The sequence below is a fragment of the Microbacterium sp. DT81.1 genome, assembly GCF_049844955.1.
GTDB lineage: Bacteria > Actinomycetota > Actinomycetes > Actinomycetales > Microbacteriaceae > Microbacterium.
Map to the genome: position 1 here is coordinate 167,927 of NZ_JBNCMA010000007.1, position 21,147 is coordinate 189,073.

29 protein-coding genes are annotated in these 21,147 nt (G+C 69.7%); 13 read left to right on the plus strand and 16 right to left on the minus strand.

Going from position 1 to position 21,147, the window contains the following annotated elements; genetic code table 11:
• Window positions 1–18: 18 nt before the first annotated feature.
• The 4 genes from ACLQ2Q_RS18530 to ACLQ2Q_RS18545 all read right to left on the minus strand — a co-directional run bounded on the left by ACLQ2Q_RS18530 (window position 19) and on the right by ACLQ2Q_RS18545 (window position 2,025).
• Window positions 19–387 carry a hypothetical protein gene (locus tag ACLQ2Q_RS18530; RefSeq protein WP_425822621.1) on the minus strand — a complete coding sequence of 123 codons (369 nt, stop codon included), beginning with the start codon at window positions 385–387 and terminating at the stop codon, window positions 19–21.
• On the minus strand, window positions 380–526 hold the full coding sequence (locus ACLQ2Q_RS18535; RefSeq protein WP_425822623.1) for a hypothetical protein: 147 nt from the start codon (window positions 524–526) through the stop codon (window positions 380–382). The genes ACLQ2Q_RS18530 and ACLQ2Q_RS18535 overlap by 8 nt, the downstream gene beginning before the upstream one ends.
• A gap of 156 nt (window positions 527–682) precedes the next feature.
• Window positions 683–1,330, minus strand: coding sequence for a class F sortase (locus tag ACLQ2Q_RS18540; RefSeq protein ID WP_425822625.1), 648 nt, complete (start codon window positions 1,328–1,330; stop codon window positions 683–685).
• Between the two features lie 11 nt (window positions 1,331–1,341).
• On the minus strand, window positions 1,342–2,025 hold the full coding sequence (locus ACLQ2Q_RS18545; protein ID WP_425822627.1) for a hypothetical protein: 684 nt from the start codon (window positions 2,023–2,025) through the stop codon (window positions 1,342–1,344).
• 273 nt (window positions 2,026–2,298) lie between these two features.
• On the opposite strand from ACLQ2Q_RS18545, the gene ACLQ2Q_RS18550 reads away from it, so the two are divergent.
• From ACLQ2Q_RS18550 to ACLQ2Q_RS18560, 3 genes are read left to right on the plus strand one after another with little or no spacing between them, the layout of a single operon-like run.
• On the plus strand, window positions 2,299–3,528 hold the full coding sequence (locus ACLQ2Q_RS18550; RefSeq protein WP_425822629.1) for a serine/threonine-protein kinase: 1,230 nt from the start codon (window positions 2,299–2,301) through the stop codon (window positions 3,526–3,528).
• Window positions 3,525–4,019, plus strand: coding sequence for a hypothetical protein (locus ACLQ2Q_RS18555; protein WP_425822631.1), 495 nt, complete (start codon window positions 3,525–3,527; stop codon window positions 4,017–4,019). The genes ACLQ2Q_RS18550 and ACLQ2Q_RS18555 overlap by 4 nt, the downstream gene beginning before the upstream one ends.
• A 59-nt stretch (window positions 4,020–4,078) precedes the next feature.
• Window positions 4,079–4,297 (plus strand): hypothetical protein, encoded by a 219-nt coding sequence (locus tag ACLQ2Q_RS18560; RefSeq protein ID WP_425822633.1) that lies wholly within the window; start codon window positions 4,079–4,081, stop codon window positions 4,295–4,297.
• Window positions 4,298–4,326: 29 nt separating this feature from the next.
• Here the strand turns inward: ACLQ2Q_RS18560 and ACLQ2Q_RS18565 are convergent, their stop codons facing one another.
• The 3 genes from ACLQ2Q_RS18565 to ACLQ2Q_RS18575 form a co-directional block, all read right to left on the minus strand.
• Window positions 4,327–5,058, minus strand: a complete 732-nt coding sequence (locus ACLQ2Q_RS18565; protein ID WP_425822635.1) for a YidC/Oxa1 family membrane protein insertase — start codon at window positions 5,056–5,058, stop codon at window positions 4,327–4,329.
• A 107-nt stretch (window positions 5,059–5,165) separates the two neighbouring features.
• Window positions 5,166–5,456, minus strand: a complete 291-nt coding sequence (locus ACLQ2Q_RS18570) for a DUF6412 domain-containing protein (RefSeq protein ID WP_425822637.1) — start codon at window positions 5,454–5,456, stop codon at window positions 5,166–5,168.
• 218 nt (window positions 5,457–5,674) lie between these two features.
• Window positions 5,675–6,430 (minus strand): potassium channel family protein, encoded by a 756-nt coding sequence (locus tag ACLQ2Q_RS18575; protein ID WP_425822639.1) that lies wholly within the window; start codon window positions 6,428–6,430, stop codon window positions 5,675–5,677.
• A gap of 156 nt (window positions 6,431–6,586) precedes the next feature.
• On the opposite strand from ACLQ2Q_RS18575, the gene ACLQ2Q_RS18580 reads away from it, so the two are divergent.
• Genes ACLQ2Q_RS18580 through ACLQ2Q_RS18590 form a run of 3 tightly spaced genes read left to right on the plus strand, consistent with a single transcriptional unit; the run spans window position 6,587 to window position 7,657 of the window.
• Window positions 6,587–7,045: a DUF6325 family protein gene (locus ACLQ2Q_RS18580; RefSeq protein ID WP_425822641.1), complete on the plus strand. Its 459-nt coding sequence runs from the start codon at window positions 6,587–6,589 to the stop codon at window positions 7,043–7,045.
• 1 nt (window position 7,046) lies between these two features.
• On the plus strand, window positions 7,047–7,202 hold the full coding sequence (locus ACLQ2Q_RS18585; protein ID WP_425822643.1) for a hypothetical protein: 156 nt from the start codon (window positions 7,047–7,049) through the stop codon (window positions 7,200–7,202).
• A complete protein-coding gene (locus tag ACLQ2Q_RS18590) occupies window positions 7,202–7,657 on the plus strand; it encodes a DUF6325 family protein (protein WP_425822645.1) in 456 nt (151 codons plus the stop codon). Before ACLQ2Q_RS18585 ends, ACLQ2Q_RS18590 begins: the two co-directional genes overlap by 1 nt.
• 74 nt (window positions 7,658–7,731) lie before the next feature.
• On the opposite strand, the gene ACLQ2Q_RS18595 is transcribed toward ACLQ2Q_RS18590, so the two are convergent.
• On the minus strand, window positions 7,732–8,532 hold the full coding sequence (locus ACLQ2Q_RS18595; protein ID WP_425822647.1) for an SDR family oxidoreductase: 801 nt from the start codon (window positions 8,530–8,532) through the stop codon (window positions 7,732–7,734).
• 151 nt (window positions 8,533–8,683) lie between these two features.
• Between ACLQ2Q_RS18595 and ACLQ2Q_RS18600 the strand changes: the two genes are divergently transcribed.
• The 4 genes from ACLQ2Q_RS18600 (at window position 8,684) to ACLQ2Q_RS18615 (ending at window position 12,548) form a co-directional block, all read left to right on the plus strand.
• On the plus strand, window positions 8,684–9,463 hold the full coding sequence (locus ACLQ2Q_RS18600; RefSeq protein ID WP_425822649.1) for an MBL fold metallo-hydrolase: 780 nt from the start codon (window positions 8,684–8,686) through the stop codon (window positions 9,461–9,463).
• 133 nt (window positions 9,464–9,596) lie between these two features.
• The gene (locus ACLQ2Q_RS18605; protein ID WP_425822651.1) at window positions 9,597–10,097 is read left to right on the plus strand and encodes an SRPBCC family protein; all 501 of its coding nucleotides are present in this window, start codon (window positions 9,597–9,599) and stop codon (window positions 10,095–10,097) included.
• On the plus strand, window positions 10,090–11,565 hold the full coding sequence (locus ACLQ2Q_RS18610; protein WP_425822653.1) for a phytoene desaturase family protein: 1,476 nt from the start codon (window positions 10,090–10,092) through the stop codon (window positions 11,563–11,565). The genes ACLQ2Q_RS18605 and ACLQ2Q_RS18610 overlap by 8 nt, the downstream gene beginning before the upstream one ends.
• Window positions 11,562–12,548, plus strand: coding sequence for an SDR family NAD(P)-dependent oxidoreductase (locus tag ACLQ2Q_RS18615; RefSeq protein ID WP_425822655.1), 987 nt, complete (start codon window positions 11,562–11,564; stop codon window positions 12,546–12,548). The genes ACLQ2Q_RS18610 and ACLQ2Q_RS18615 overlap by 4 nt, the downstream gene beginning before the upstream one ends.
• Here the strand turns inward: ACLQ2Q_RS18615 and ACLQ2Q_RS18620 are convergent.
• The 3 genes from ACLQ2Q_RS18620 to ACLQ2Q_RS18630 all read right to left on the minus strand — a co-directional run bounded on the left by ACLQ2Q_RS18620 (window position 12,541) and on the right by ACLQ2Q_RS18630 (window position 14,121).
• Window positions 12,541–13,050: a DUF2231 domain-containing protein gene (locus ACLQ2Q_RS18620; RefSeq protein ID WP_425822657.1), complete on the minus strand. Its 510-nt coding sequence runs from the start codon at window positions 13,048–13,050 to the stop codon at window positions 12,541–12,543. The two genes, ACLQ2Q_RS18615 and ACLQ2Q_RS18620, sit on opposite strands and share 8 nt — an antisense overlap.
• Window positions 13,051–13,134: 84 nt before the next feature.
• Complete coding sequence (locus ACLQ2Q_RS18625) at window positions 13,135–13,863, minus strand: DUF72 domain-containing protein (RefSeq protein WP_425822659.1); 729 nt, start codon at window positions 13,861–13,863, stop codon at window positions 13,135–13,137.
• A 42-nt stretch (window positions 13,864–13,905) separates the two neighbouring features.
• Window positions 13,906–14,121, minus strand: a complete 216-nt coding sequence (locus ACLQ2Q_RS18630; RefSeq protein WP_425822661.1) for a hypothetical protein — start codon at window positions 14,119–14,121, stop codon at window positions 13,906–13,908.
• 181 nt (window positions 14,122–14,302) lie between these two features.
• Here ACLQ2Q_RS18630 and ACLQ2Q_RS18635 point away from each other — a divergent pair, with 181 nt between their 5' ends.
• Window positions 14,303–14,734: a nucleoside deaminase gene (locus tag ACLQ2Q_RS18635; protein ID WP_425822888.1), complete on the plus strand. Its 432-nt coding sequence runs from the start codon at window positions 14,303–14,305 to the stop codon at window positions 14,732–14,734.
• A 16-nt stretch (window positions 14,735–14,750) separates the two neighbouring features.
• Here the strand turns inward: ACLQ2Q_RS18635 and ACLQ2Q_RS18640 are convergent, their stop codons facing one another.
• Both ACLQ2Q_RS18640 and ACLQ2Q_RS18645 read right to left on the minus strand, forming a co-directional pair.
• Entirely contained in the window at window positions 14,751–15,713 is a 963-nt protein-coding gene (locus ACLQ2Q_RS18640; protein WP_425822663.1) for a cation diffusion facilitator family transporter, read from the minus strand.
• A 34-nt stretch (window positions 15,714–15,747) separates the two neighbouring features.
• Window positions 15,748–16,866 carry an alpha/beta fold hydrolase gene (locus ACLQ2Q_RS18645; RefSeq protein ID WP_425822665.1) on the minus strand — a complete coding sequence of 373 codons (1,119 nt, stop codon included), beginning with the start codon at window positions 16,864–16,866 and terminating at the stop codon, window positions 15,748–15,750.
• A 173-nt stretch (window positions 16,867–17,039) separates the two neighbouring features.
• On the opposite strand from ACLQ2Q_RS18645, the gene proC reads away from it, so the two are divergent.
• Complete coding sequence (gene proC, locus ACLQ2Q_RS18650; RefSeq protein ID WP_425822667.1) at window positions 17,040–17,885, plus strand: pyrroline-5-carboxylate reductase; 846 nt, start codon at window positions 17,040–17,042, stop codon at window positions 17,883–17,885.
• A 169-nt stretch (window positions 17,886–18,054) separates the two neighbouring features.
• Here the strand turns inward: proC and ACLQ2Q_RS18655 are convergent, their stop codons facing one another.
• The gene (locus ACLQ2Q_RS18655; protein ID WP_425822669.1) at window positions 18,055–18,726 is read right to left on the minus strand and encodes a potassium channel family protein; all 672 of its coding nucleotides are present in this window, start codon (window positions 18,724–18,726) and stop codon (window positions 18,055–18,057) included.
• Window positions 18,719–20,116, minus strand: coding sequence for a TrkH family potassium uptake protein (locus ACLQ2Q_RS18660; RefSeq protein ID WP_425822890.1), 1,398 nt, complete (start codon window positions 20,114–20,116; stop codon window positions 18,719–18,721). Before ACLQ2Q_RS18660 ends, ACLQ2Q_RS18655 begins: the two co-directional genes overlap by 8 nt.
• A 112-nt stretch (window positions 20,117–20,228) precedes the next feature.
• Here ACLQ2Q_RS18660 and ACLQ2Q_RS18665 point away from each other — a divergent pair, with 112 nt between their 5' ends.
• Window positions 20,229–20,651 carry an ArsR/SmtB family transcription factor gene (locus tag ACLQ2Q_RS18665; protein ID WP_425822671.1) on the plus strand — a complete coding sequence of 141 codons (423 nt, stop codon included), beginning with the start codon at window positions 20,229–20,231 and terminating at the stop codon, window positions 20,649–20,651.
• Between the two features lie 15 nt (window positions 20,652–20,666).
• Here ACLQ2Q_RS18665 and ACLQ2Q_RS18670 read toward each other — a convergent pair whose 3' ends face one another.
• The gene (locus tag ACLQ2Q_RS18670) at window positions 20,667–21,125 is read right to left on the minus strand and encodes a hypothetical protein (protein ID WP_425822673.1); all 459 of its coding nucleotides are present in this window, start codon (window positions 21,123–21,125) and stop codon (window positions 20,667–20,669) included.
• Between the last annotated feature and the right edge of the window lie 22 nt (window positions 21,126–21,147).

Consider the following 21,147-nt stretch of genomic DNA (forward strand, 5'->3'; position numbering starts at 1 on the left):
GGCACACGAAGGGACTTCCTACCGGCCGCTCATCCCTGATGTCCGCTGTCCGTCCGCCGGCACCCGCCCGTCGTAGCCGTTCTGCACCACCGTCGGACCGGTGGGCGGAAAGTGGGCGATGTGCGTCGGCCGCTCGCTGCCGCGGCGCTGCTCGGTCCATCGGATGAGGTCATCGAGCGCGTCGAAGGCCGTGGCGTAGCGGGTCTGCAGGTGGACAGGCTGGAGCCATTCGACCTCGACATGGCATTCGTCCGGCTCGTGCAGCCGCGCGACGGTGTATCCCGGGTCGCCCGGTCCGAAGACGTGGTTCTCGATCTGCCACCGCGTATCGTCGACGCGACGCAGCTCGAAGGCATCCGACGACATCGTCCGGTGCATCTCAACCACCGGGCCATACTTCGATGACGCCCGTGCGCAGCAGCTCCTCGCGCAGCGCGTCCTCGAACTCGTCGGCCGCATCCATCAGGTCGTCCTCCGCAAGGGAATTCGTCCAGGAACGGCCAGGGTCGCTGTCTTTCCTCTTCACAGCTCCGTTGTCCACCGCGCTCACCTCGTCGTCGTAGCAGTGGCAGGGCTTTCGACTCTGCGTACCCATTGTGCGACGACGAGCGCGTGCACGTCGGGGGGTTGACAGAAGCCGACTCGGTGGTTCGGCGCGTCGAGGCGACTCCGCGGCCCCGAGCTAGCCGCTCAGCGGCCGCGCTCCGACGAGCTGCATGAACACCACGATGTTGTCCGGGGCATGGGCGTCGGCATCCAGCCCGTTGGGGCGGAAGCAGCTGACGAGTGCGAGCCGACCGGGAACGATCGCCGCGACGCGCGGGTCTTCGGAGAAGTCCGACTTCGACATCGTGATGATGTCGTTGACGCTGTAGGTCATGACACCGTATCGGGTCGTGACGGTCGCCTCGTCGCCGATCTCGACGTCGCGAAGTCCGTTGAAGACGGCCGGCTGCGTCCACGTATGTCCGAACAGGTACACCGTGTTCGTCGCGTGGCTGCCTGCCAGCGCATCTTCGATGCCGGAGTACCACGAGATGGAATCGAGGCGCGGTGGGTTGATACCGCCGTCCGCCTCTGCGTCGGCAGCGGTGTACTCCTCGACGCCGCCGTCGATCCCTGCGGCAGGAAAGGTGAGGTGCGTGGGGGGCCCGACCGGCACGGCCGCCGTCGGAGCGCCGAGGTTCGGCGAGGCCGCAGATGCGCCCTGCGTGGCGGACGGCGAGGCGGCGTCATTCGCCCGCTGAGAGATGTTCTCGGGCGGCGGCGTCGCACAACCGGCGAGCGTGCCGACGAGGGTGGCGGACGCCAGAGCGACCGCCACCCTCATCGCGCTCGATCTCAGTTTCGCCGAGCCCACTGGAACAGGCCGGCCGACAGCAGCACGGCCATCACGCCGACGATGCCGGCGATCGTGAGCGCCGGCCACGAAGAGGCCACGAGGGCTCCGTCGGTCTGGCTCGACGGCAGCTTGTTCGTGCCGGGCGCCGCCACGGCGACGGGGTGAACCGGGGCTGCGGGCGCCGCGCCGGGTGCGGGCGGCGTGCCCGGGTCGACCGGCGGGGGCGGCGGCGGCGCGTCGCAGCCCGTGACGGTGATCCGCGGGTCCGGGAAGCGGACCGGGCCCGACGTGTACTCGAAGGTGCCGTCACCCGGAACGTCCGATCCGAACGCCGTCGCCGTCACCCTGCCGAGGTCCGCGCAGGTGTAGCCCGGAAGTTCCGCGGTGAACACTCTCGTCTCACCGGGGGCATACTCGCTCGGCCCGAAGTCGAAGATCTCGCCGTCCGGCGCTCCGATCGTTGCGGATGCGTATGCGTCCACCGCGGAGGTGTTCGTCGTGATGACGGAGACGGTTGCCCCCTCATCCGTGAAGGCGATGGTGACGGTGCCCTCGCCGGTGATCGGCTCTGCCGCCGACGCCGAGGCGCCGCCCGCCAGTGCCAGAAGCACCGATCCGGCGACCGCGACGGCCGCCAGCTTGGCTGGTCCGCGGCGCGCCGCGAACCCCTTGGATGTATGCACAGTTGTTCCCCCCTGTAGGTGTGCGAAGACAGGGCGGAGCAACGCAGAACGTACCGCAATCCTTGCGGGGTGTCTCGACCGGCGAGGTCTTGCCCTGAAAGTGGATGGTGCGATGGATCTGTGGTGCACCCCGAGGCTACAACGGAATATGCCGCGACACGCAACCGGGGACCGGGCGGAGACGTAACACGCTCCTACCGCGGCATGAAGCACGCGCACGGGGCGCTGTCAATGGCTTTACCGGTTGAAGTCCGGTCGGAGATGCTGGAGTAGATGACTGACGTGAGTTTCTCGAGCGCCGCCGTGGGGGAGCTGCTCGATGGACGCTACCGCCTGGAGCAGCTCATCGGCACCGGGGGGATGGCGTCCGTGTACCGTGCGACGGACGAGACGCTCGGTCGCACCGTCGCGATCAAGGCTTTCCATCCCGGCGCAGCCGGATCGGCGGATGTCGTGCGGCGCGAGTCCGAGAAGCGGCTGCTCGCCTCGCTCAGTCACCCGGCGCTCGTGACCCTCTTCGACGCCCATCTGTCCAACGACGACGGCGCCTACCTCGTGATGGAGTACGTCGACGGCGGCACCCTCGAGGCCCGCATCGAGCAGGGACCGATCGCGCCGATCGACGTCGCGGCCCTCGGCGCGGATCTGGGCGAGGCGCTGCACGTCGCACACGCCGCGGGCATCGTGCACCGCGACGTGAAGCCGTCGAACGTGCTCCTCCGCCCGCCGCTGATCTCCGACCACAGCTTCCGCGCCATCCTGGCCGACTTCGGCATCGCCTACCTCGTCGACACGGCGCGCGTCACGACGCCGGGCATGGCGATGGGCACGGCCGCCTACATCGCCCCGGAACAGGTGCGCGGCGCCGAGCCGACGCCGGCATCCGACATCTACTCGCTGGGACTCGTTCTCATCGAATCGCTCACGGGAACGCGCGCTTTCCCGCAGCAGTCCCCGCACGAGGCGGTCGCCGCACGACTGTCGATGCCGCCGGTGATCCCCGGGACGTTCGGCTACCGGTGGCGGTCTCTGCTCACCGCCATGACGGCGCTCGATCCGCAGGACCGGCCGACGGCCCTCGAGGTCGCCGCGCGCGCACGCAAGCTCGAGTACGACGACGTCCCGCCCGATGTGACGGGCTACGTGCCGGACGACGCAGATGCCGTCGGCAGCGACTCTGCGGTGGACGGTTTCGTCGCGTCAACAGCCGTGCCGCGGCAGCTCACCGCGGCGACCGCGCTGCTGCCCCGCGGAGCGGAATTCGCGGTGCCGGTGTCCCCGTCCGTCGCACGTTCGGGTGACCCGATCACGGCGGGCGCGTCCCGGCGCGGACGCCTGTGGATCGCTCTCGGCGCCGCGGCGGCCGTCGTCGCCGGGCTGATCGTGGCGGTCATCGTGTGGACGGGCACGGCATCGACGCCGCCCGCACCGCCGGCGCTTCCGCAGCTCGAGGAGCCGCTCGACTCCCACCTGGATCAGCTGCTCGATGAGGTGACACCGTGACGCCGCGCCGGCTCGCCTCCGGTCGGCTGGGCACGCTGCTCGCCGCCGCCGCGATCGTCGCCGGAGCCCTTACCGGATGTGCGCCCTCGTCCACGGACCTCTCCCACGCGGTGGCGGAGACGATGCAGCAGAGCGTGGTCTCCGTCGCCGAGTCCGCGGCCGCAGGCGACTCCCCGGCGGCGCTCGCCACTCTCGATCAGCTTCAGGCGCAGCTGGACGGTGCGCTCGCGAACGGCGACGTCAGCCCCGCCCGCGCCGCGGCGATCCAGAGCGCGATCGACCTGGTGCGCGCGGACCTTCAGCCGCCCCCCGCGCCGGAGCCAGAGCCGACGCCGGTCGACACGGGCGGTACGACCGTCGACACCGGCGGTACCGACACCGGCGGCCTGCCCGACACGGGCAACGAGAACTCGGGGCCCGGAAACAACAACGGCAACGGCAACGGCGACAACGGCAACGACAAGCCGGGCAAGGGCAAAGGCAAGGGCTAGTCCGGCAACCGACGGCTGTCCCGCCGCCACCACTATTCGTTCGATTTCAAGGAGAGCACATGCCCGGAAAGTTCAACCTCGACGTCGCCACGATCGGTCAGATCCTCGATGACCCGCAGGCGAAGGCGATCGTGGATGACGTCGTGCCGGGGATGAGCGATAACCCCATGGTGTCGATGGTGAGGGGCATGTCGGCGAGTTCGGTGCTCGCGATGGCCGGGAGCCAGGTGGATGGCGCAAAGGTGGCCGAGCTGCGCGAGCGGCTCTCGGCGCTGTAAACGATGCACCCTGGATGCACCCGCCGTCCTCACGACGGCAACGGGTAGATCCGGCGAAGCACGAGGCGCTGACCGAGCGTCCAGCTCACCGTGACGACGAGGTAGATCGCTGCGGCGAGCGGCACCATCGTGGCGACCACCGCCGTCGTGAACTGCAGTGCCCCGACGAGCCTGAGCGGTCCCGGAACGGAGGCCGCGTCATCCGCAGGCCGGAATGCGCGTCGAGTCCCCTCGGCGACCAGCGCGATGATCAAGACGATCGCCCCGAAGAGCGCGCAGGTGGCCGGGTCCGAGGCCCCGGTGGTGAGGGTGCCCACGAGGCTGACGCCCAGCGGCACTCCACCGAGTTCAGCGGTGAGCAGCGCGTTGGCGTGGCCGGCGATGGACGGGTGCAGGAAGACGGCGTAGAGCACGCCGATGATCGGTGCCTGGATCAGGATGGGTGCGCATCCGGTGAGCGGCGACGCGTTCTCGTCGGCATAGAGTCGCATCGTCTCGCGACGGAGGCGCTCTGGGTCATCACGGTGGCGCCGCTGGAGGGCGCGCAGGCGGGGTGCCAGCCGGGCCCTGGTCTGATCGGCCTTGGCCTGCGCGATGCCCGTCGGTACGAGCATCGCGCGCACGAGCAGGGTGACCAGCACGATCGCGGCGGCGGCCGCGCTCGTTCCGGTGAGGGGCTGGAGAGTGGCGGCGACCCAGAGCAGGGCGCCGGAAGCGGCTTCGAGCAGCGCAGCGAGCGGTGCGAGGGTGAAGGGGTCCAAGACGATGTCCGATCGGGAGAGGGTGGGCGTGGGCGCGGAGCGGCCACGAACACCCCACGAACACCGACGGCGCCCGTCACAGAGCGGGCACACCGAGCGCGCGGTGCCTAAGCGGCCGAAGCCGCGAAGCCCGGAGCGCGAGGCCGGGAATGGCCGGGCGCGCCCGGATCGCTCTGTGTGAGAGCGACGGAGATGTCGATGGATCGACGAGCACAGGAGAGTGAGCCGGACCGGCCACCGGCGCCAGGAAGTGCACGCCGCACAAGAGCGAGAACGGCGAAGACGACGGATGCCAGAACGAGCGCCACGGCGGTGCCGGCATCCCCGGTGGAGACCAGGCCGGCCGATGCCAGCGCGAACGCGAGAAGGGAGGGCATGGCCGCGATCGTCCGGAGCACGCCGCACCTCCTCATCCAGTCGGTCACCTCACGCTACCAACGGGCGCCCATGGCGGCCAGGGCCGTTCCGGTGCGCCGGGTTCCCGCCCCGCGCGCCCACGCGCCCGCGCGCTGCGAAAATCGCCGCGAGCGCCGAAAAGTCGCGCAGCGCCCGACAGGAACTGCAGCGCCGGCCGGGCAGAGGCCGGGCGGCGTCGCCGTTCTCGAACCGGAAGGAGTCAGCCGGGCGGCGTCGGCGGTGCAGCGCCCGGGTCGTCGGATACCGGGCCCGGCTCGCTCGGACTGCCGGGCGCAGGGGACGCGCCGAGGACCACGGCATCCGACTTGCGAGGGGCGAGGAAGAGGTTCGCGAGGTAGCCGGTGAACGTGCCGAAGATGCCCACTCCCACGATGATGATCACCGTACCGACCAGTCTCCCGGCGTTTGTAACCGGATACTTGTCTCCGTAGCCGACCGTGGAAATGGTGACCATCGTGAACCACAGCGCATCCGATGCGGTGGTGATGTTCGCCCCTCGTGCATACTGCTCGATCGCCAGGATCCCGATGCTTCCGAACTCCAGCACGAGGATGCCCATCAGCAGCAGAACGAGCAGCGCACTGTTCGCGCGGTCTCTGATGATCGTCCGCCAGACGCCGCGAGCGCCCTTCTTGCCCAGCAGCTGATTCACCTGGACGAGGCGGAAGACGCGCAGCAGCTTGAACACGGGGAATGGGATACACGACAGGAGATCGGCCCATCCGAACTTACGGAAGAAGTACCGACCGCGCGCTGGTGCCGTCTTGAGTCGATAGAGGAAGTCCCCGAAGAAGATGAGGCTCAAGAGCCCATCGATCACCGCCAGCACCAACTGCAGGTCCGGGTCGGCGAGGAACACGAACACGAGCACGAGGTTCACGATGGCGAGCGCCGACAGCGCTCCAATGAAGATCTCATAACTGGTGTTCTTCAGCTCTCCGCGCGGCCTCGCCATGCCTGGATTCTGGCACAGCGATGGGAGCACTCCTGCTCGCACGCGCGCCCCTCCGCTGTGATCACACAGATGAGGTGATGTGCCGGCCAGCCGGCGTGGGGACGATGGACCTGCACACTCGTGCGTGGTGAAGAGAGCGTTGGAGGGCGGGTACAGATGAGTGACTACGATCTGGCGGAGCTGGGACCGGTGGACTATCTGGTCGTCGAGTTCCCCGAGGGGCAGCAGAATTTCACGGGTGAGCTGGCGGAGGAGCTGGTGCGGCTTTCGGAGGCGGGCACGATCCGTGTGATCGATGTCCTGATCCTGGTGAAGGATGCCGACGGCAGCGTCGACGCCATGGAGCTTTCGGATGCCGGTGAGCTCGGCGCGCTTGTGCAGCTCGAGACCGAGCTGGCAGAGCTGCTTGCCGCCGACGATGTCGAGCATCTGGCCTACGCGATGGACCCGGGCAGCGTCGCGGGTGTGCTGGTGTACGAGAACCTGTGGGCGGCGCCGTTCGCGTCGGCCGCACGGCGGGCCGGCGGGCAGCTGATCGCCAACGGCCGCATCCCCATCCAAGCGATCATCGCCTCGATCGAGGCCGATGACGCACTCGAGACGACAGGAGCCTGACATGTTGAGAGCAGCACGAGTGGGACGGGTCGGCGTGATCGGCGCCCCCGTGGCCAAGGCCGCGGTCGTCACCGCGGCGGTCAAACCGGGCCCTTCGCCTCTCGCCAAGGCGGCCGTGGTGGGTGCAGTGGTGACGCCCGGACGCCGGCGCATCTGATGAGTGACATCAATCTCGACGAACTGGGACCGGTTGACTACTTGGTGGTCGAGTTCCCGGCCGGCCAGCAGAACTTCACCGGGGAGATCGCAGAAGAGCTGGTGCGGCTCTCGGAATCGGGCACGATCCGGGTGCTCGATGTGCTGCTCCTCATGAAAGACGAAGCCGGCGACGTCGACGTGCTGGAACTGTCGGACGGCGGAGGAGTCGATGAGATCGTGCAAATGGAATTGCAGCTCGCGGACCTTCTCGCAGCGGAGGATCTCGCCAACCTGGCCATCGAGATGGGGCCGGGCAGCGTCGCGGGTGTTCTCGTCTACGAGAATGTCTGGGCGGCGCCGCTCGGATCAGCCGCCCGACGGGCCGGTGGTCAACTGGCCGGTGGTGGCCGCGTTCCCATCCAGGCGCTCATCGCCGCCGCAGCGGGCGATGACCAGGATTCCAGCGAGGGCTGAACTCTCCGAACACAACGCAGAAGGCCCGCAGGTGCCACAGACGCCCTGCGGGCCTTCGCGGTCGGTGGGCCGGCCTACTTGCCCTCGCGCCAGTCGTTGCTCTCGATGTTGGAACCGCCCTGCGGGCCCATCTGCAGCATCCCACCGTCGACCACCCACGATGCCCCGGTGACGTACGACGAACCGGGGGAGGCGAGGAACGCGACGACCGACGCGATCTCCCGAGCGTCGCCGGGCCGGCCGAGCGGCACACCCGGTCGTTCCACACCGTGCGGATCGACGTCCTCCTGGTCGGTCATCGGGGTGGCGATCTCGCCGGGGGCCACCGAGTTCGCGGTGATGCCGTTGCTGCCCAGCTCCAGCGCGAGCGTCTTCATCAAACCCCCGAGGCCGTGCTTGGCGGCGTCGTATGCCGCGGATCCGACGCGCGGCTGATGCTCGTGCACGCTCGTGATGGCGATCAGGCGTCCCTCTTGGCCGGCGTCGACCATATGCCGCGCGGCCCGCTGCAGGCAGATGAATGCGCCCTCCAGATCGACCGAGACGGTGTGGCGCCATTGCTCCAGGGTCAGCTCCAGGAAGGGCGCATTGTCGCCCGTGCCCGCGTTGTTCACGAACACGTCGAGGCCGCCCAGCTCACCGATGAGGGAATCGACGACATCGCCGCACGCCGGGATGTCGCTCGTGTCCAGGCGAGCCACGACGGCGTTGCGGCCGTACGAGCGCACCTCTTCGGCGGTCTGCTGCGCGCCCTCCTCATCGGTGTGCCACGTGATGCCCACGTCCATGCCGCCGGCCGCGAGCGCGACGGCGGCCGCCTTGCCGATGCCCGAGTCCGAGGCGGTCACGATTGCGCGTGTCGGTGTGAATGTCATGCGGCGACCTTGCCGGGCCCGTCGAAAGCCCGATACGGGGTTGACAGGGCGCGAGCCGCTGTTCAGCATGCGCCCGACTGGCCGCTAGCACTCGGTTCGGGGCCTCGCAAGCCACTGTCCGGAGGCCCGGGTCGCGGCAAAGGTGGCCGTCATGGGAGCAACGAAATCCGCCGCGCGCGCGGTGAGAAGAGTGTGGCAGCAGGTCGCAGAAGGCGTCTACCGCATCGATCGGGCACACGTGAACTGCTATCTCGTGGTGACCCCCGATGGCATGACGCTGGTCGACGCGGGTCTGCCCGACAGCTTCAGCGGCCTCCGGGTGGTGCTCGCCTCGTTCGGTGCGAAACCCTCGGACATCGACGCCGTCGTGCTGACCCACGGTCACTTCGACCACGTCGGCATGTCGTCACGGCTCACGCACGAGCACCACGTTCCCCACTTCGTGCACGACGAGGATCGAAAGCTCGCCCGGCATCCGTATCGCTACGATCACGAGGCTCCGCGAGCGGGGTACCTCCTGCGCTACCCGAAGGCCATCCCCGTCATCGCCGGGATGGCGACGGCCGGCGCGCTGTCGGTGCGCGGCATCGAGGCCGCGGGCGCCCTCCATCCGGATCAGCCCATGGACGTGCCGGGGCGGCTGGTCCCCGTGTGGAGCCCCGGGCACACCTACGGCCACTGCGGCTTCACTCTGCCCGGCTCGGGCATCCTCTTCGCCGGCGATGCTCTGGTGACCCTCGATCCGTACACCGGCGAGACCGGCCCGCGGATCGTGGCGAAGGCGGCGACCGCCGACAGCGAGAGGGCCCTCGCCTCGCTCGATGCGCTGGAGGCCACCGGGGCCCGGACCGTGCTGCCCGGACATGGCGAGCCGTGGCAGCAGGGCATCGCCTCGGCCGTCAGCGCGGCTCGCGCGGTGGGTGCCGAGTGATCGGTTCGACGCCCCGGCCCTGCCACATGAGCGGGGCCTTTTCAAGCACTGCCGGATGCCGCGGCCCTCGCCGTAGTGTCGCACGAAACGGGTGCGGCGAGCGTCGCGCACCGATGGCGAGAGGAGAGGACCGATGTCGCGCAACGTGAGGGTGCTGAAATGCAGCCCGGCCGACGTCTTCGCGGTGCTCGGGAACGGCTGGCTCTACCCGTCGTGGGTGGTCGGCGCGTCCCGCATGCGCGATGTGGACGAGTCGTGGCCGCGCCCGCACTCCCGCCTCCACCACTCCTTCGGCGTGTGGCCCGTGCTCATCGACGACAAGACGGAATCGCTGGAGTGGGACCCCCCGCGTCGGGCGGTGATGAAGGCCCGCGGCTGGCCGGTGGGGGAGGCTCGCGTCACGCTCGATGTGAAACCCCGAGGGGCCGATGGCTGCATCGTCCGGATCCAGGAGGAGGCGGTCTCCGGCCCCGCCACACTGGTTCCTGCGCCGCTCATGGATGTGATGCTGCACTGGCGCAACACCGAGACGCTGCACCGCCTCGCCTACCTGGCGGAGGGCATCGGCAGAGGGTCGGCATCCGAACTGAGCACCGCCGAGCGCGAGTCGCTCGGCGCGGCCGCCGATGGGTGAGGTGGATGCCACGGTCGTGGGCGCCGGCCCGAACGGGTTGGCGGCGGCCGTCACCCTTGCGCGCGCCGGGCTCAAGGTGCGTGTCTTCGAGCGTGCCACGCAAGTGGGCGGAGGCTCGGCCACGAAGGAGCTGACGCTGCCGGGGTTCGCGCACGACGTGTGCTCCGCGATCCACCCGATGGCGTTCGAGTCGCGCTTCTTCCGCGAGTTCGGACTGACGGAGCGGATGCGGTTCGTCACCCCCGAGCTGTCGTTCGCCCACCCTCTGGACGGGGGTCGTGCCGGCCTCGCCTATCGCGATCTCGCCCGCACCCGCGAGGCGCTCGGCCGAGACGGACGGGCGTACGAGAGCCTGCTGCGCCCGCTGGTCGAGCGTGCCGGCCGGGTCGCGGACTTCACGGGCTCGACGCTCCTGCGCGTGCCGCCCGATCCGATCACCGCCATCGCGTTCGGGCTCGCATCCCTCGAGCAGGGCTCGCCGCTCTGGCAGCGCCGGTTCTCCGAAGACGCCGCTCCCGCCATGCTCACGGGCGTCGCGGCGCACACGATCCTCCCGCAGCCGAGCCTGGTGGGAGCCGGTGCGGGTCTCGCCCTCACCGCCTACGCGCACGCCCGGGGTTGGCCCGTACCCATCGGCGGCAGCCAGTCCATCATCGACGCCATGGTCGAGGACCTCCGGGCGTACGGCGGCGAGGTGATCACCGGCCATGACGTCGCGTCGCTCGAGGAGCTGCCGCCCTCGCGCGTCACCCTGCTGGATGTCACCCCCCGGGCGTTCACGCGGATCGCATCGCGAACGATCCCGACCCGGTACCGCCGGGCACTGGAGAGGTTCCGCTACGGTGCGGGATCGGCGAAGGTCGACTTCGCCCTCTCCGAGCCCGTCCCCTGGACGAACCCCGCCCTCAGGGAGGCGGGCACGCTGCACGTGGGCGGCACCCGTGAGGAGGTCGCGGCATCCGAGAACGCGGTGACCAAAGGCAGGCTCAGCGAGTCGCCGTACGTGCTCGTGGCGCAGCAGTCGCTCTTCGACGACTCTCGCGCGCCCGCCGGCCGGCACACCCTCTGGACGTACACCCACGTGCCCGCCGACTCGACGGCGGATCGCCGGGAGGCCGTCATCCGTCAGATCGAACGCTTCGCGCCGGGCTTCCGCGACACGATCCTCGCCGTGTCGTCGCGCACGGCCGTGGACGTGGCGCGGCACAATCCCAATTACGTCGGCGGCGACATCGCATCCGGCGCGCCGAGCCTTCTGCAGCTCGTGCGCCGACCGGTGCTCAGCCCGGACCCGTGGCGCACGCCGATCCCCGGGGTGTACCTCTGCTCGGCGTCGGTGACGCCCGGGCCGGGGGTGCACGGGCTCGTCGGGTGGCACGCGGCGCTGAGCGCCCTGCGTCACGAGTTCGGAACGCGCGCGCTCCCGGACCTCTCGCCCCGTGAACCGGTGCGAGGAGGCACTCGATGAAGCACCAGACCACGGCGGGGAAGACGGACCGCACCGCGCGAAAGGGCAGGGTCATCGTCATCACCGGCGCATCGAGCGGCATCGGCCGCGCCACCGCGCGGGCGTTCGCGTCACGCGGCGATCGGCTGGTGCTCGCGGCGCGGAACGAGCGCTCGCTCCAGGTTGTCGTCGAAGAATGCACGGCACGGGGCGGCGAGGCGATCGCGGTGCGCACCGACGTCAGCGACGAAGAGCAGGTCCTCGCGCTCGCACGAGCGGCCGTGAACGCCTACGGCCGGATCGACGCGTGGGTCGGCGCGGCATCCGTCATGAGCTTCGGGACCTTCGAGCAGACCCCGTCGGCGATCTTCACCCAGGTGATCGAGACCAACCTGATGGGGCAGGTGCACGGCGCCCGCGCGGCGCTGCGCCAGTTCCGCCGCCAGGGTGCGGGCACGCTCATCATGGTCGGCTCCCTCTATTCGGAGGTCGGGTCGCCCTACATCTCGCCGTACGTCACCAGCAAGTTCGCGACGCTCGGGCTCGCCGAGGTCCTGCGGCAGGAGCTCCGTCGCTCGCGGGGCATCCACGTCGTCGCCGTTCTCCCGGCGTCGATCGACACGCCGATCTACCAGCACGCCGCCAACTACACGGGACGGCACGTTCACCCCCTGGTGCCGATCTCCGCCCCCGAGCGCGTCGCCAAGGCCATCGTGCGCTCGCTCGGGCACCGGCGGCCGGTGGTGGTGGTCGGCCGGACCCAGCGCATCGCGACCGCCCTGCACGGAATCGCGCCCGGTCTGTACGACCGCCTCACGTCGCTGGCGCAGGAGTCCCTCGCGCTGCGAGGCAGGGGAGCGCCCCGCTCCAGCGGCACGGTGCTCACCCCCGGCACGGACGACGGCGGCGTCACGGGCGGCTGGCGCTCGACGCCGTTGCGGGTGCTCGGTGTCGGGGCGGTGGCGGGAGCTGGTGCCTTCTACCTGCGCCGCCGGGTCAGCTGAAGCCTTCGCGCTGGGTGTCCTCGGCCGCCACCCGAACACCGTAGTGATAGGCGAGCTTGCCGCCGAGCCACCCGGAGGCACCCAGGGCGGCGAGGCCGACGACGGTGAGGATGAGGCCGAGAATGCTGACGTCCTCGTGGTCGCTGCCGGCCCGCACGAAGTAGTTGATCGCGAACAGCACCACGGCCGCGAGATTGAGGATCATGTGGATCGTGCCGGTGCGGCGAGCCGGGGTGCCGGCCGCGAGCTGCCGGTAGTCCATGAACCCCCACACGGCGGCCAGCAGTGCGCCGATGATGCCGATCGCGATCAGCACCTGCGCACCGACGGCGTACGGCTCGGCGTCCTCTGCGAACAGGCCGAGGACGTCGAACACCAGGCTCGCCGTCCACGTGCCGATCGGGATAGTGACGAGGATCGGGTGGAAGGGATGCCCGTACGGTCCTGCCAGGGCGTTGAGGGGGCGCTTGGCCCGCATGAGGGGTGAGGTGCGGTCGTCCACGGTGTCCTCCGTATCGGGTGGATCGCCAGGCTAAGCGGCGACTCCGCCGCTCCCGCAGGGGCTTGACACGGTGGGCGGTGGCGGTCAGGCGCCCGTCATCCGCTTCAGCGTCAGGGCATTGCGCACCGCGTGCCCCTCGCCGTCGTTGTTGAAGTAGGCGTACACGTCGTGGCGGGTGTCCCGCCACTCGCGGATGCGCTCGGACCACCATTCCAGGTCGTCGTCGGAGTACGAACCGGCGTAGAGGTGCTCGGAACTCGGCCCGTGCAGCCGCACGTAGGCGATGTCGGTCGTGGCGCGCAGGATGCAGGAGAGACCCGCGCCGCTCAACACGCAGTACGCGGCGCGGTGACGCGACAGCAGGTCGAAGACCTCGTCGGTCTCCCACGACGGATGCCGGAACTCGACGCAGATGCGCATCCACTCGGGCACGCGCTCCAGAAAGTACGCCAGGCGCTCATCGTCACGCTCCATCTTCGGCGGCAGCTGCACGAGCACGACCGCGCGCTTGTCGCCCAGCTCGTGCAGGCCGGCGGCGATGCGCGTCAGCCACTCCTCCGGCGCATACAGCTTGCGCGCGTGGGTGAGCCCTCGCGGTGCCTTGACCGTCATCGCGAATCCGGGGGGAAGGCGCCGGTTCCAGCTCTCGAAGCGCGGCGGAGCCGGCCAGCGGTAGAAGCTGGCGTTGAGCTCCACCGTGTCGAAGACGCTGACGTAGCGCTGCAGCCGCTCTCTGGGCGGCATCCCGGGAGGATAGAGCACTCCCGCCCAATGGTCGTAGCTCCATCCGGACGTGCCGATCCGCACCGTCACGGGCGCGTTCCGCCCTCGTGGCGGTGCGGCGGCACCACGCGGTCAGTCGCGATCGAACAGGTCGTCGTCGGCGTCGTCGGGGTCGGCGGCGAGCCGGTCGGCGTCGGCGCTGTCGATCAGGTCGTCGTTCGCGTCGGGATCGAGCACCTCTCGGTCATCCACCTCGCGTGTCGCGGCGTCGTCATCCTGCGAGCCGAACGCGGCGGCGGCGGCGAGGCCGCCGGCGGGCGGGATGGGATTGGAGCTTGACATGGACATCGGTTCTCCTTTCGTTGCGCCAACGGTAGGCCGGTCCGCTCGTGCGGCGAACGGGCTTGACCGCCGCGCTCGGGCGCGCTAATCGTGCTCCCGCGGCGACGTCCGCGGCATCCGTTCGGATGCGGGACCGACGGGGTCGCGTAGGCTCAGGGCCGTGTCGCACGCGCTTTACGACGGCCCCATGGACCGTGCCCTCGCGCTCGCCGCGGAGGCGGCGGCCGACGGCGAGGTGCCGGTGGGTGCGGTGGTGACGGATGCCGGCGGCCGCATCATCGGCCGGGGGCGCAACCGCCGCGAGCAGACGACCGATCCCACGGCTCACGCCGAGATCGTCGCGATGCGCGAGGCCGCGGCATCCACCGGCTCGTGGAACTTGGGGGGCTGCACACTCGTCGTCACGCTGGAACCGTGCGTGATGTGCGCCGGCGCGCTGCTGCAGGCCCACCTCTCCCGACTGGTGTTCGGGGCGTGGGACGAGAAGGCGGGTGCTGCCGGGTCGGTGTATGACGTCGTGCGCGACCGTCGGCTGCCCTACAGGGCCGAGGTCGTGGGCGGCGTGCGCGAGGCGGAGGCGGCCGCGCTGCTCAGGGAGTTCTTCGAGGCCCGACGGTAAGGCGCGGCGGGCCGGGTCAGTCGCTGGACTTCAGAACGATGGCGTCGGTCTGCAGCGGCTGCCGGCCGGGTCGGTAGATGTCGGGCTCGAAGTACAGCACGCGGGCGGTCGGCACGGCGGCACGCACGCGGGCTTCGATGAGGTCGATCTCGGCGGCCACCTCGGCCAGTTGCTTGTCGCCGGCGAAGCCGAGCTTGGCAGCGACGAGCATCTCGTCCGGTCCGAGGTACAGCGTCTTCATGTGGATCAGGCGCGGGGCGTCGGGAGTGCCCTGGATCGCCCGCACGATCGCGTCGTGCTCGCGCTCGGTCGCGCCCTCGCCCACGAGCAGGCTGCTCGTCTCCATACCGAGGATGATCGCGATCACGATGAGCAGCGTGCCGATGAAGAGCGTGCCGATGGCGTCGAATACCCCGTTCCCGGTGATCCAGGTAAGCGAGACGCCGGCGAGCGCGAACATCAGTCCGACGAGGGCGCCCACGTCCTCGAGCAGCACGACGGGCAGCTCCGGCGCCTTCGCGCGGCGCACGAACGAGACCCATGACTGCCCCGACTCCCGTACCAGATTGCTCTCCTTGACGGCCGTGCGGAGCGAGAAGGACTCGAGTCCGATGGCGACCAGCAGGATGACGACCGGCAGCCACGGCATGTTCAGCGGGTGCGGGTGCGCGAGCTTCTCGATGCCCTCGTAGATCGAGAAGAGACCGCCGACCGAGAACAGGATGATCGAGACGACGAACGCGTACACGTACCGCTCACGCCCGTAGCCGAAGGGATGCTCCTTGTCGGCCGCCCGCTTGGCGCGGCGCCCACCGAGCAGCAGCAGCAGCTGATTGCCCGAGTCGGCGACGGAGTGGACGGACTCCGCCAGCATCGAGCTCGACCCGGAGATCAGGTAGCCGATGAACTTGGCGACGGCGATGCCCATGTTGGCCAGGAACGCCGCGATGATCGCTCTGCCGCCGCCGGATGCACTCATGCGACGAGTCTACGGAGCAGTGCGCGGGACCGCCTCAGTCCTCGGACTTCAGGATGAAGGCCTCCGTCGGCGGGTTGGGGTCGGTTCCCGGGTCGACCGCCCTCGGCCCGATGTGGGTGAGCAGGGCATGCCGGAATTCGTCGGGGCGCTCCAGATTCGGGGTGTGGCCTGTGTCCTCGAAGAGCGCCTCGGTCACCGAGCCGCCGGCCGCGGAGTAGGCGTGCAGCACGTCGCGCATCTGGCTCACCATCTGCTGTGCGGGTGCCACGTCCTCGCCCGGCCAGCCGGGGATGATGCCGAGCTTCCCCAGGTAGTTGACGTCGAAGAACGACTCATCCGAGATGATGGCGTCGGAGTCGCCGTGGATCCAGAGGATGGGCGGCTTCTCTTCGAGGTCGACGATGCCTGCGACGTTGTAGTACTTCGGCGACAGTGTGTTCAGCACACCGACGCGTCCGGGGGCGAAACCCGGCCAATTCGGGGAGTGCTCCGAGTCTCCCGGATAGTTCCCCGTCGCGGTCGAGGTCGTCAGCATGGACTCGACCCAGACGTCCTCGTGGGCGGTCACGAAGCCGGGAGCCACGTACGAGGCGCGGAAGACGTTGCGCGGCGAGGTCTGTGCCTCGTCGGTGGTGTCCTTGTCTGTGAGGCGCAGCACGAAGTCGGGATTCGCGCTGCCGGCGCCCGTGCCCGCGTCGTCGTCGGTCAGTCGCGACCCGTCACGCCGCGTGCCGCCGAAGCCGTAGGGCGACACGGGCGCCTCCAGGGTGAGGGTCAGCGCCTGGTGCTCGAGCGCGTATTGCATCACGACTCCCGCGCCCAGTGACCAGCCGACGAGATGGGCCGTGGGGATCTCCAGCGCCTCGAGGGTGGCGTGGATGTCGTCGCTGTAGTCCCGCAGGCCACGAGTGGCGTCGACGGGCGCGTGCTCGCTCGCACCGTATCCGCGGAGGTCGATCGCGATCACCCGTAGGTCGTTCGGCAGATCGAGCATCGTCGGCATGAAGAAGAGGCTGGAGGAGACGTTGCCGTGCACGAAGACGACGGTCTTGGCCGGGTTCGCCGCGGGGTCGTCTCCCACGCGTTCGAGGATGCCGACGGCGATGCCCGGGATGTCGAGAACGCGCTGCGTGATGCCGGGAAAGAGGGTCATGGTCGTCCTTCGTTGCGTGCACGAGGGGCCCCTGCGCCCCTCCCCGCTCACGAGCATAGACCCGCCTCAGTTCGGCATGAATCGACTCTCAGGTTCGGCCGCCGCCAGGCAGCGACCGCTCGTACGACATTCGCGTCCGTGCCGGCCGGGGGAGCGGTACATAGGATGGCGCCATGCCTTCCGAACTCCTCGCCCTCCCGCCCGTCGCCATCCTCGGAGCCGGTTCGATGGGCGGGGCGATCGCTCAGGGGCTGGCGCGCTCGGGCCTGGCGACGGCGGGCGTCACCGTGACCAATCGCACGCAGGAGAAGGCGGCGATGCTCTGGGGTCTCGAGAACGTCACCAGCATCGCGCTGGAGGACCGCGCCCATGGCAACACGGAGGCAGCCGCATCCGCCGACATCGTGCTCATCGGCGTGAAGCCGGCCATGGTTTCCGACCTGCTCCGCGAAATCGCGCCGCATGTTCGACCAGGCGCGGTGGTGGTGAGCCTGGCGGCGGGAGTTCCCATCGCCACGTTCGAGTCGATCCTCGGCGCGGAGATCGCGGTGGTCCGTTCGATGCCCAACACGCCCGCCGTGGTCGGCGAGGCGGTCACCGGCCTGTCCGCCGGGACGGGTGCCTCTGCAGGAGACCTGAGCCTCGTCCGGGCGCTGTTCGAGACCGTCGGCACGGTGATCGAGGTGCCGGAGTCCCAGATCGACGCGCTGTCCACGATCTCGGGATCGGGCCCTGCGTACTTCTTCCTGCTGGTCGAGGAGTTCACGAAGGCCGCGATCGGCAAGGGGTTCACCGAGGCCGAGGCCCGGCTGATGACGGAGCAGACCTTCATCGGCGCCGCCGCGCTGCTCCACGCATCCGGAGAAGAACCCGCCGAGCTGCGCCGCCGGGTCACGAGCCCGAAGGGCACGACCGAGAGGGCCATCGGCGTGCTGCAGGAGGCGCGCCTCGACGAGGTCTTCGCGAAGGCGACGGATGCCGCGCTCGCCCGTGCCCGGGAGCTCGCCGCCGGCTCCTGAGAGTCCTGCTGCGGACCGCGCCCGCGCTGCCGCCCGGGCCGCCCCTGCATCAGCTTCGGAAAATGTTGCGAACATCGGCCGGGATCACCGGAATCTTCCGAGGAACGCGACATTCGCCGAAGTTGGTGCGCCGCGGTGAGCAGCGGGCGCCCCAGCGGGCGCGACCGGGTCAGCGGTCGAGCGCCGCGAAACGCTCGATGTCGCTGTTGGTTCCCGACACGATGATCAGGTCGTGGTTCGTGACCACCGTGTTCGCCTCCGCATACCGGAACGGCTTGCCGGGCGACTTCACGCCGACGACCGTCACGTTGTACTTCGAGCGCACGCCCGACTCGTTGAGGCCGACGCCGCGGATGAACTTCGGCGGATAGAGCTTCGCGAGGGCGAAGTCGTCGTCGAACCGGATGAAGTCCAGCATCCGCCCGCTCACGAGGTGGGCGACGCGCTCGCCCGCCTCTCGCTCCGGGTAGATCACGTGGTTCGCGCCGACCCGCGCGAGGATCTTGCCGTGCGACTGCGAGACCGCCTTCGCCCAGATCTGCGGGACCTTGAGGTCGACGAGATTGGCGGTGATGAGGACGGATGCCTCGATCAGCGATCCGACCGCGACGACGGCGACCTGGAAGTCCTGCGCCCCGATCTGCCGCAGGGCATCGATGTTGCGGGCGTCGGCCTGCACGGTGTGGGTGACCCGCTCCGACCACTTCTGCACCAGCTCGAGGCTGTCATCGATCGCCAGCACTTCTCGATCGAGGCGGTCGAGCTCGCCGGCGCACGCGGCGCCGAAGCGACCGAGTCCGATCACCAGAACGGGCGCGTCGCCCCGGATTCGCTCAACCAACGATCGGCCTTTCCACTGGCAGCGAGTAGAGCTGCGAACGGGATGTCGCGGCCACGGCCGCGGCGAGTGTCACTGTACCAATGCGGCCCATGAAGATCGTCACGGCCATGACGTAGATCCCGGGGTCGCTGAGCTCGGCGGTGAGCCCCGTCGAGAGGCCGACGGTCGCGAAGCCGGAGATCACATCGAAGAGCACATCCGCGACGTCCGCCTGGCTGATCTGGGAGATGATGATCGTCGAGAGTGCGCAGATCGTGGCGCCCCACGCGACGACGGAGAGCGCCACGCGCTGCACATCGCTCGGGATGCGGCGGCCGAACACCTCGACGGATTGCCGTCCCTTGGCCTCCGACCAGACGGCGAGGGCGAGCACGGCGAGGGTCGTCACCTTGATGCCGCCGGCGGTGGACGCCGAGCCGCCGCCCACGAACATCAGCATCGACCCCACGACGAGCGACGACCCGTGCAGCTCGCCGATGTCGATGACGGAGAAGCCCCCGGAGCGGGTCATCGCCGAGAGGAACAGCGCTTGGAAGCTGGAGTCCCAGAAATTGAGCGCGCCGAAGGTCTTCGGGTTGTTGTACTCCAGCACGGTGAACGCCACGGCCCCCGCGAAGAAGAGGAACACGGTGGTGATCATGGTGATCTTCGCGTGCAGCGACCACTTGCGCACGTGCCAGACGTGCCTCCACAGGGTGTAGATCACGGGAAAGCCGATCGACCCCAGGAAGACGCCCGTCATGAGGACGGTGAGGAAGAAGTAGTCGTTGGCGAACGCGGCGATGCCGCCGGGATTCGGCGCGAATCCGGTGTTCGTGAACGCCATCGCGGCGTAGAACGGCGCCTCCCAGAGCGCCGTGAGCGGATCCACACCGCCGATCAGCAGCGACGGGTAGAGGAGGATGGCCAGGCCGGCTTCGATGACCAGGGTCGAAAGCGCGACGGTGACGAGCAGCTGGCCGACCTCCCCCAGTCGCACGGTCTGTCCCTCGTTCATCGGGCCGGCGTGGCTGCGGGCCGGGTTGGAGTCGCTGGCCGCGATGAGCTTCGCCCGCAGTCCGAGCCGCTTCGAGATGACCAGCCCCAGGATCGACGCCAGAGTGAGCACGCCCAGGCCGCCGATGTTGACGCCGACGTAGATGATCGCCTTGCCGAAGCCGGAGTAGTGCGTTGCGATGTCGACCGTCGAGAGACCGGTGACGCAGATCGTCGAGACCGCGGTGAACAGCGCGTCGGCAAGGGCCGTGCGGCGGCCATCGGCGGCGGCGGCGGGCAGGGAGAGCAGCGCCGTGAAGATCAGGATGAGGGCGACGAACACCACCACTGCAAACCTCGCAGGGGATGTCGTGGTGCGCGTGCGCACCCAGTCGAAGGCCTCCCGCCCCCGCATCCGCAGGGTCTGGCGGGGTCGCGCCTGGCCGGTTCGACCCGCCATGCGTCGCCCTCCTCGCTCCGAAGACGTTGTCATGGTACTCCGGCCATCACCCGACTAACCTAAGCACATGGCCGACATCTTCGACGTGATCGCCGACGGAACGAGGCGCGACATCCTGCAGCTTCTGCTTGACCGGGCCAGTGCCGGTGAGCAGTCCGGCACGAGTGTCTCGCACATCGTCAGCCGTCTCGGCATCAGTCAGCCGACGGTGTCCAAGCACCTCAAGGTGCTGCGCGATGCGGGGCTCGTCTCGGTGCGGGAAGAGGGTCAGCACCGCTACTACAGCCTGTCGTCGGCGCCGCTCGAGGCCGTGGACGACTGGGTCGTTCCGTTCCTGATCAACGAGACGGATGTCGATGAGGACCTCGACGGGGATGGCGCCAATCACGCCCTGCCCGACGGAGCCGCGCACGCCGCAGAGGTCGTCGGCCGTGCCGCCGCATCGGCGAAGCACGCGGTCGCGTCCGCCCTGAAGCGGCTCGGGGCGTAGTCGCGAGCGCCGCCGTCAGGCGCCCGGGGTCGGGGTGGGGCTGGGCGTCGTCGTGTCGTCCTGCCGGTCCTGCCCGTCGCGGCGATCGCCATCGCCGGGACGACCCGGACCGGGACCCGCGTCGGGACCCCATCGGTGGAACCCGCCTTCGCCGGGTGCGCCGGGGCCGCCGCCCTCGTCGGCGGCGAATCCGCCGCGGGTGAGCGCGCCGACGCCCAGGCCGGTGGCGACGCCACCTCCGAACACGAGCGCGAGCAGCAGCGCACCTCCCGCCGCGACGGCGCCGATCAGCCAGCCGCGGGAGACCTTCTTCTCCGTCCGGGGAGGCGCCTGCGGCGGTGCACCCTGGTCGGTCGGGGTTCCGACCGCGGGAGCGCCCGCCGTCGGGGTCACGGGGTCGAGGGGGGCGGTATCGCGGGCTTCGGCATCGGGGGCTTCCGTATCGCGGGAGGCGGCATCGTGAGTGTTCGACATGCCGCCACCCTGCGTCTGGGGT

What these genes read in the sequence shown, in the direction of transcription:
- ACLQ2Q_RS18605 (WP_425822651.1), top strand. Translation starts at nt 9,597, where the DNA reads ATGTCGCGCAACGTGAGGGTGCTGAAATGCAGCCCGGCCGACGTCTTC.
- ACLQ2Q_RS18590 (WP_425822645.1), top strand. Translation starts at nt 7,202, where the DNA reads ATGAGTGACATCAATCTCGACGAACTGGGACCGGTTGACTACTTGGTG.
- ACLQ2Q_RS18585 (WP_425822643.1), top strand. Translation starts at nt 7,047, where the DNA reads ATGTTGAGAGCAGCACGAGTGGGACGGGTCGGCGTGATCGGCGCCCCC.
- ACLQ2Q_RS18575 (WP_425822639.1), bottom strand. Translation starts at nt 6,430, where the DNA reads ATGGCGAGGCCGCGCGGAGAGCTGAAGAACACCAGTTATGAGATCTTC.
- ACLQ2Q_RS18580 (WP_425822641.1), top strand. Translation starts at nt 6,587, where the DNA reads ATGAGTGACTACGATCTGGCGGAGCTGGGACCGGTGGACTATCTGGTC.
- proC (WP_425822667.1), top strand. Translation starts at nt 17,040, where the DNA reads ATGCCTTCCGAACTCCTCGCCCTCCCGCCCGTCGCCATCCTCGGAGCC.
- ACLQ2Q_RS18560 (WP_425822633.1), top strand. Translation starts at nt 4,079, where the DNA reads ATGCCCGGAAAGTTCAACCTCGACGTCGCCACGATCGGTCAGATCCTC.
- ACLQ2Q_RS18550 (WP_425822629.1), top strand. Translation starts at nt 2,299, where the DNA reads ATGACTGACGTGAGTTTCTCGAGCGCCGCCGTGGGGGAGCTGCTCGAT.
- ACLQ2Q_RS18615 (WP_425822655.1), top strand. Translation starts at nt 11,562, where the DNA reads ATGAAGCACCAGACCACGGCGGGGAAGACGGACCGCACCGCGCGAAAG.
- ACLQ2Q_RS18640 (WP_425822663.1), bottom strand. Translation starts at nt 15,713, where the DNA reads ATGAGTGCATCCGGCGGCGGCAGAGCGATCATCGCGGCGTTCCTGGCC.
- ACLQ2Q_RS18635 (WP_425822888.1), top strand. Translation starts at nt 14,303, where the DNA reads ATGGACCGTGCCCTCGCGCTCGCCGCGGAGGCGGCGGCCGACGGCGAG.
- ACLQ2Q_RS18600 (WP_425822649.1), top strand. Translation starts at nt 8,684, where the DNA reads ATGGGAGCAACGAAATCCGCCGCGCGCGCGGTGAGAAGAGTGTGGCAG.
- ACLQ2Q_RS18630 (WP_425822661.1), bottom strand. Translation starts at nt 14,121, where the DNA reads ATGTCCATGTCAAGCTCCAATCCCATCCCGCCCGCCGGCGGCCTCGCC.
- ACLQ2Q_RS18610 (WP_425822653.1), top strand. Translation starts at nt 10,090, where the DNA reads ATGGGTGAGGTGGATGCCACGGTCGTGGGCGCCGGCCCGAACGGGTTG.
- ACLQ2Q_RS18595 (WP_425822647.1), bottom strand. Translation starts at nt 8,532, where the DNA reads ATGACATTCACACCGACACGCGCAATCGTGACCGCCTCGGACTCGGGC.
- ACLQ2Q_RS18540 (WP_425822625.1), bottom strand. Translation starts at nt 1,330, where the DNA reads ATGAGGGTGGCGGTCGCTCTGGCGTCCGCCACCCTCGTCGGCACGCTC.
- ACLQ2Q_RS18670 (WP_425822673.1), bottom strand. Translation starts at nt 21,125, where the DNA reads ATGTCGAACACTCACGATGCCGCCTCCCGCGATACGGAAGCCCCCGAT.
- ACLQ2Q_RS18660 (WP_425822890.1), bottom strand. Translation starts at nt 20,116, where the DNA reads ATGCGGGGGCGGGAGGCCTTCGACTGGGTGCGCACGCGCACCACGACA.
- ACLQ2Q_RS18645 (WP_425822665.1), bottom strand. Translation starts at nt 16,866, where the DNA reads ATGACCCTCTTTCCCGGCATCACGCAGCGCGTTCTCGACATCCCGGGC.
- ACLQ2Q_RS18665 (WP_425822671.1), top strand. Translation starts at nt 20,229, where the DNA reads ATGGCCGACATCTTCGACGTGATCGCCGACGGAACGAGGCGCGACATC.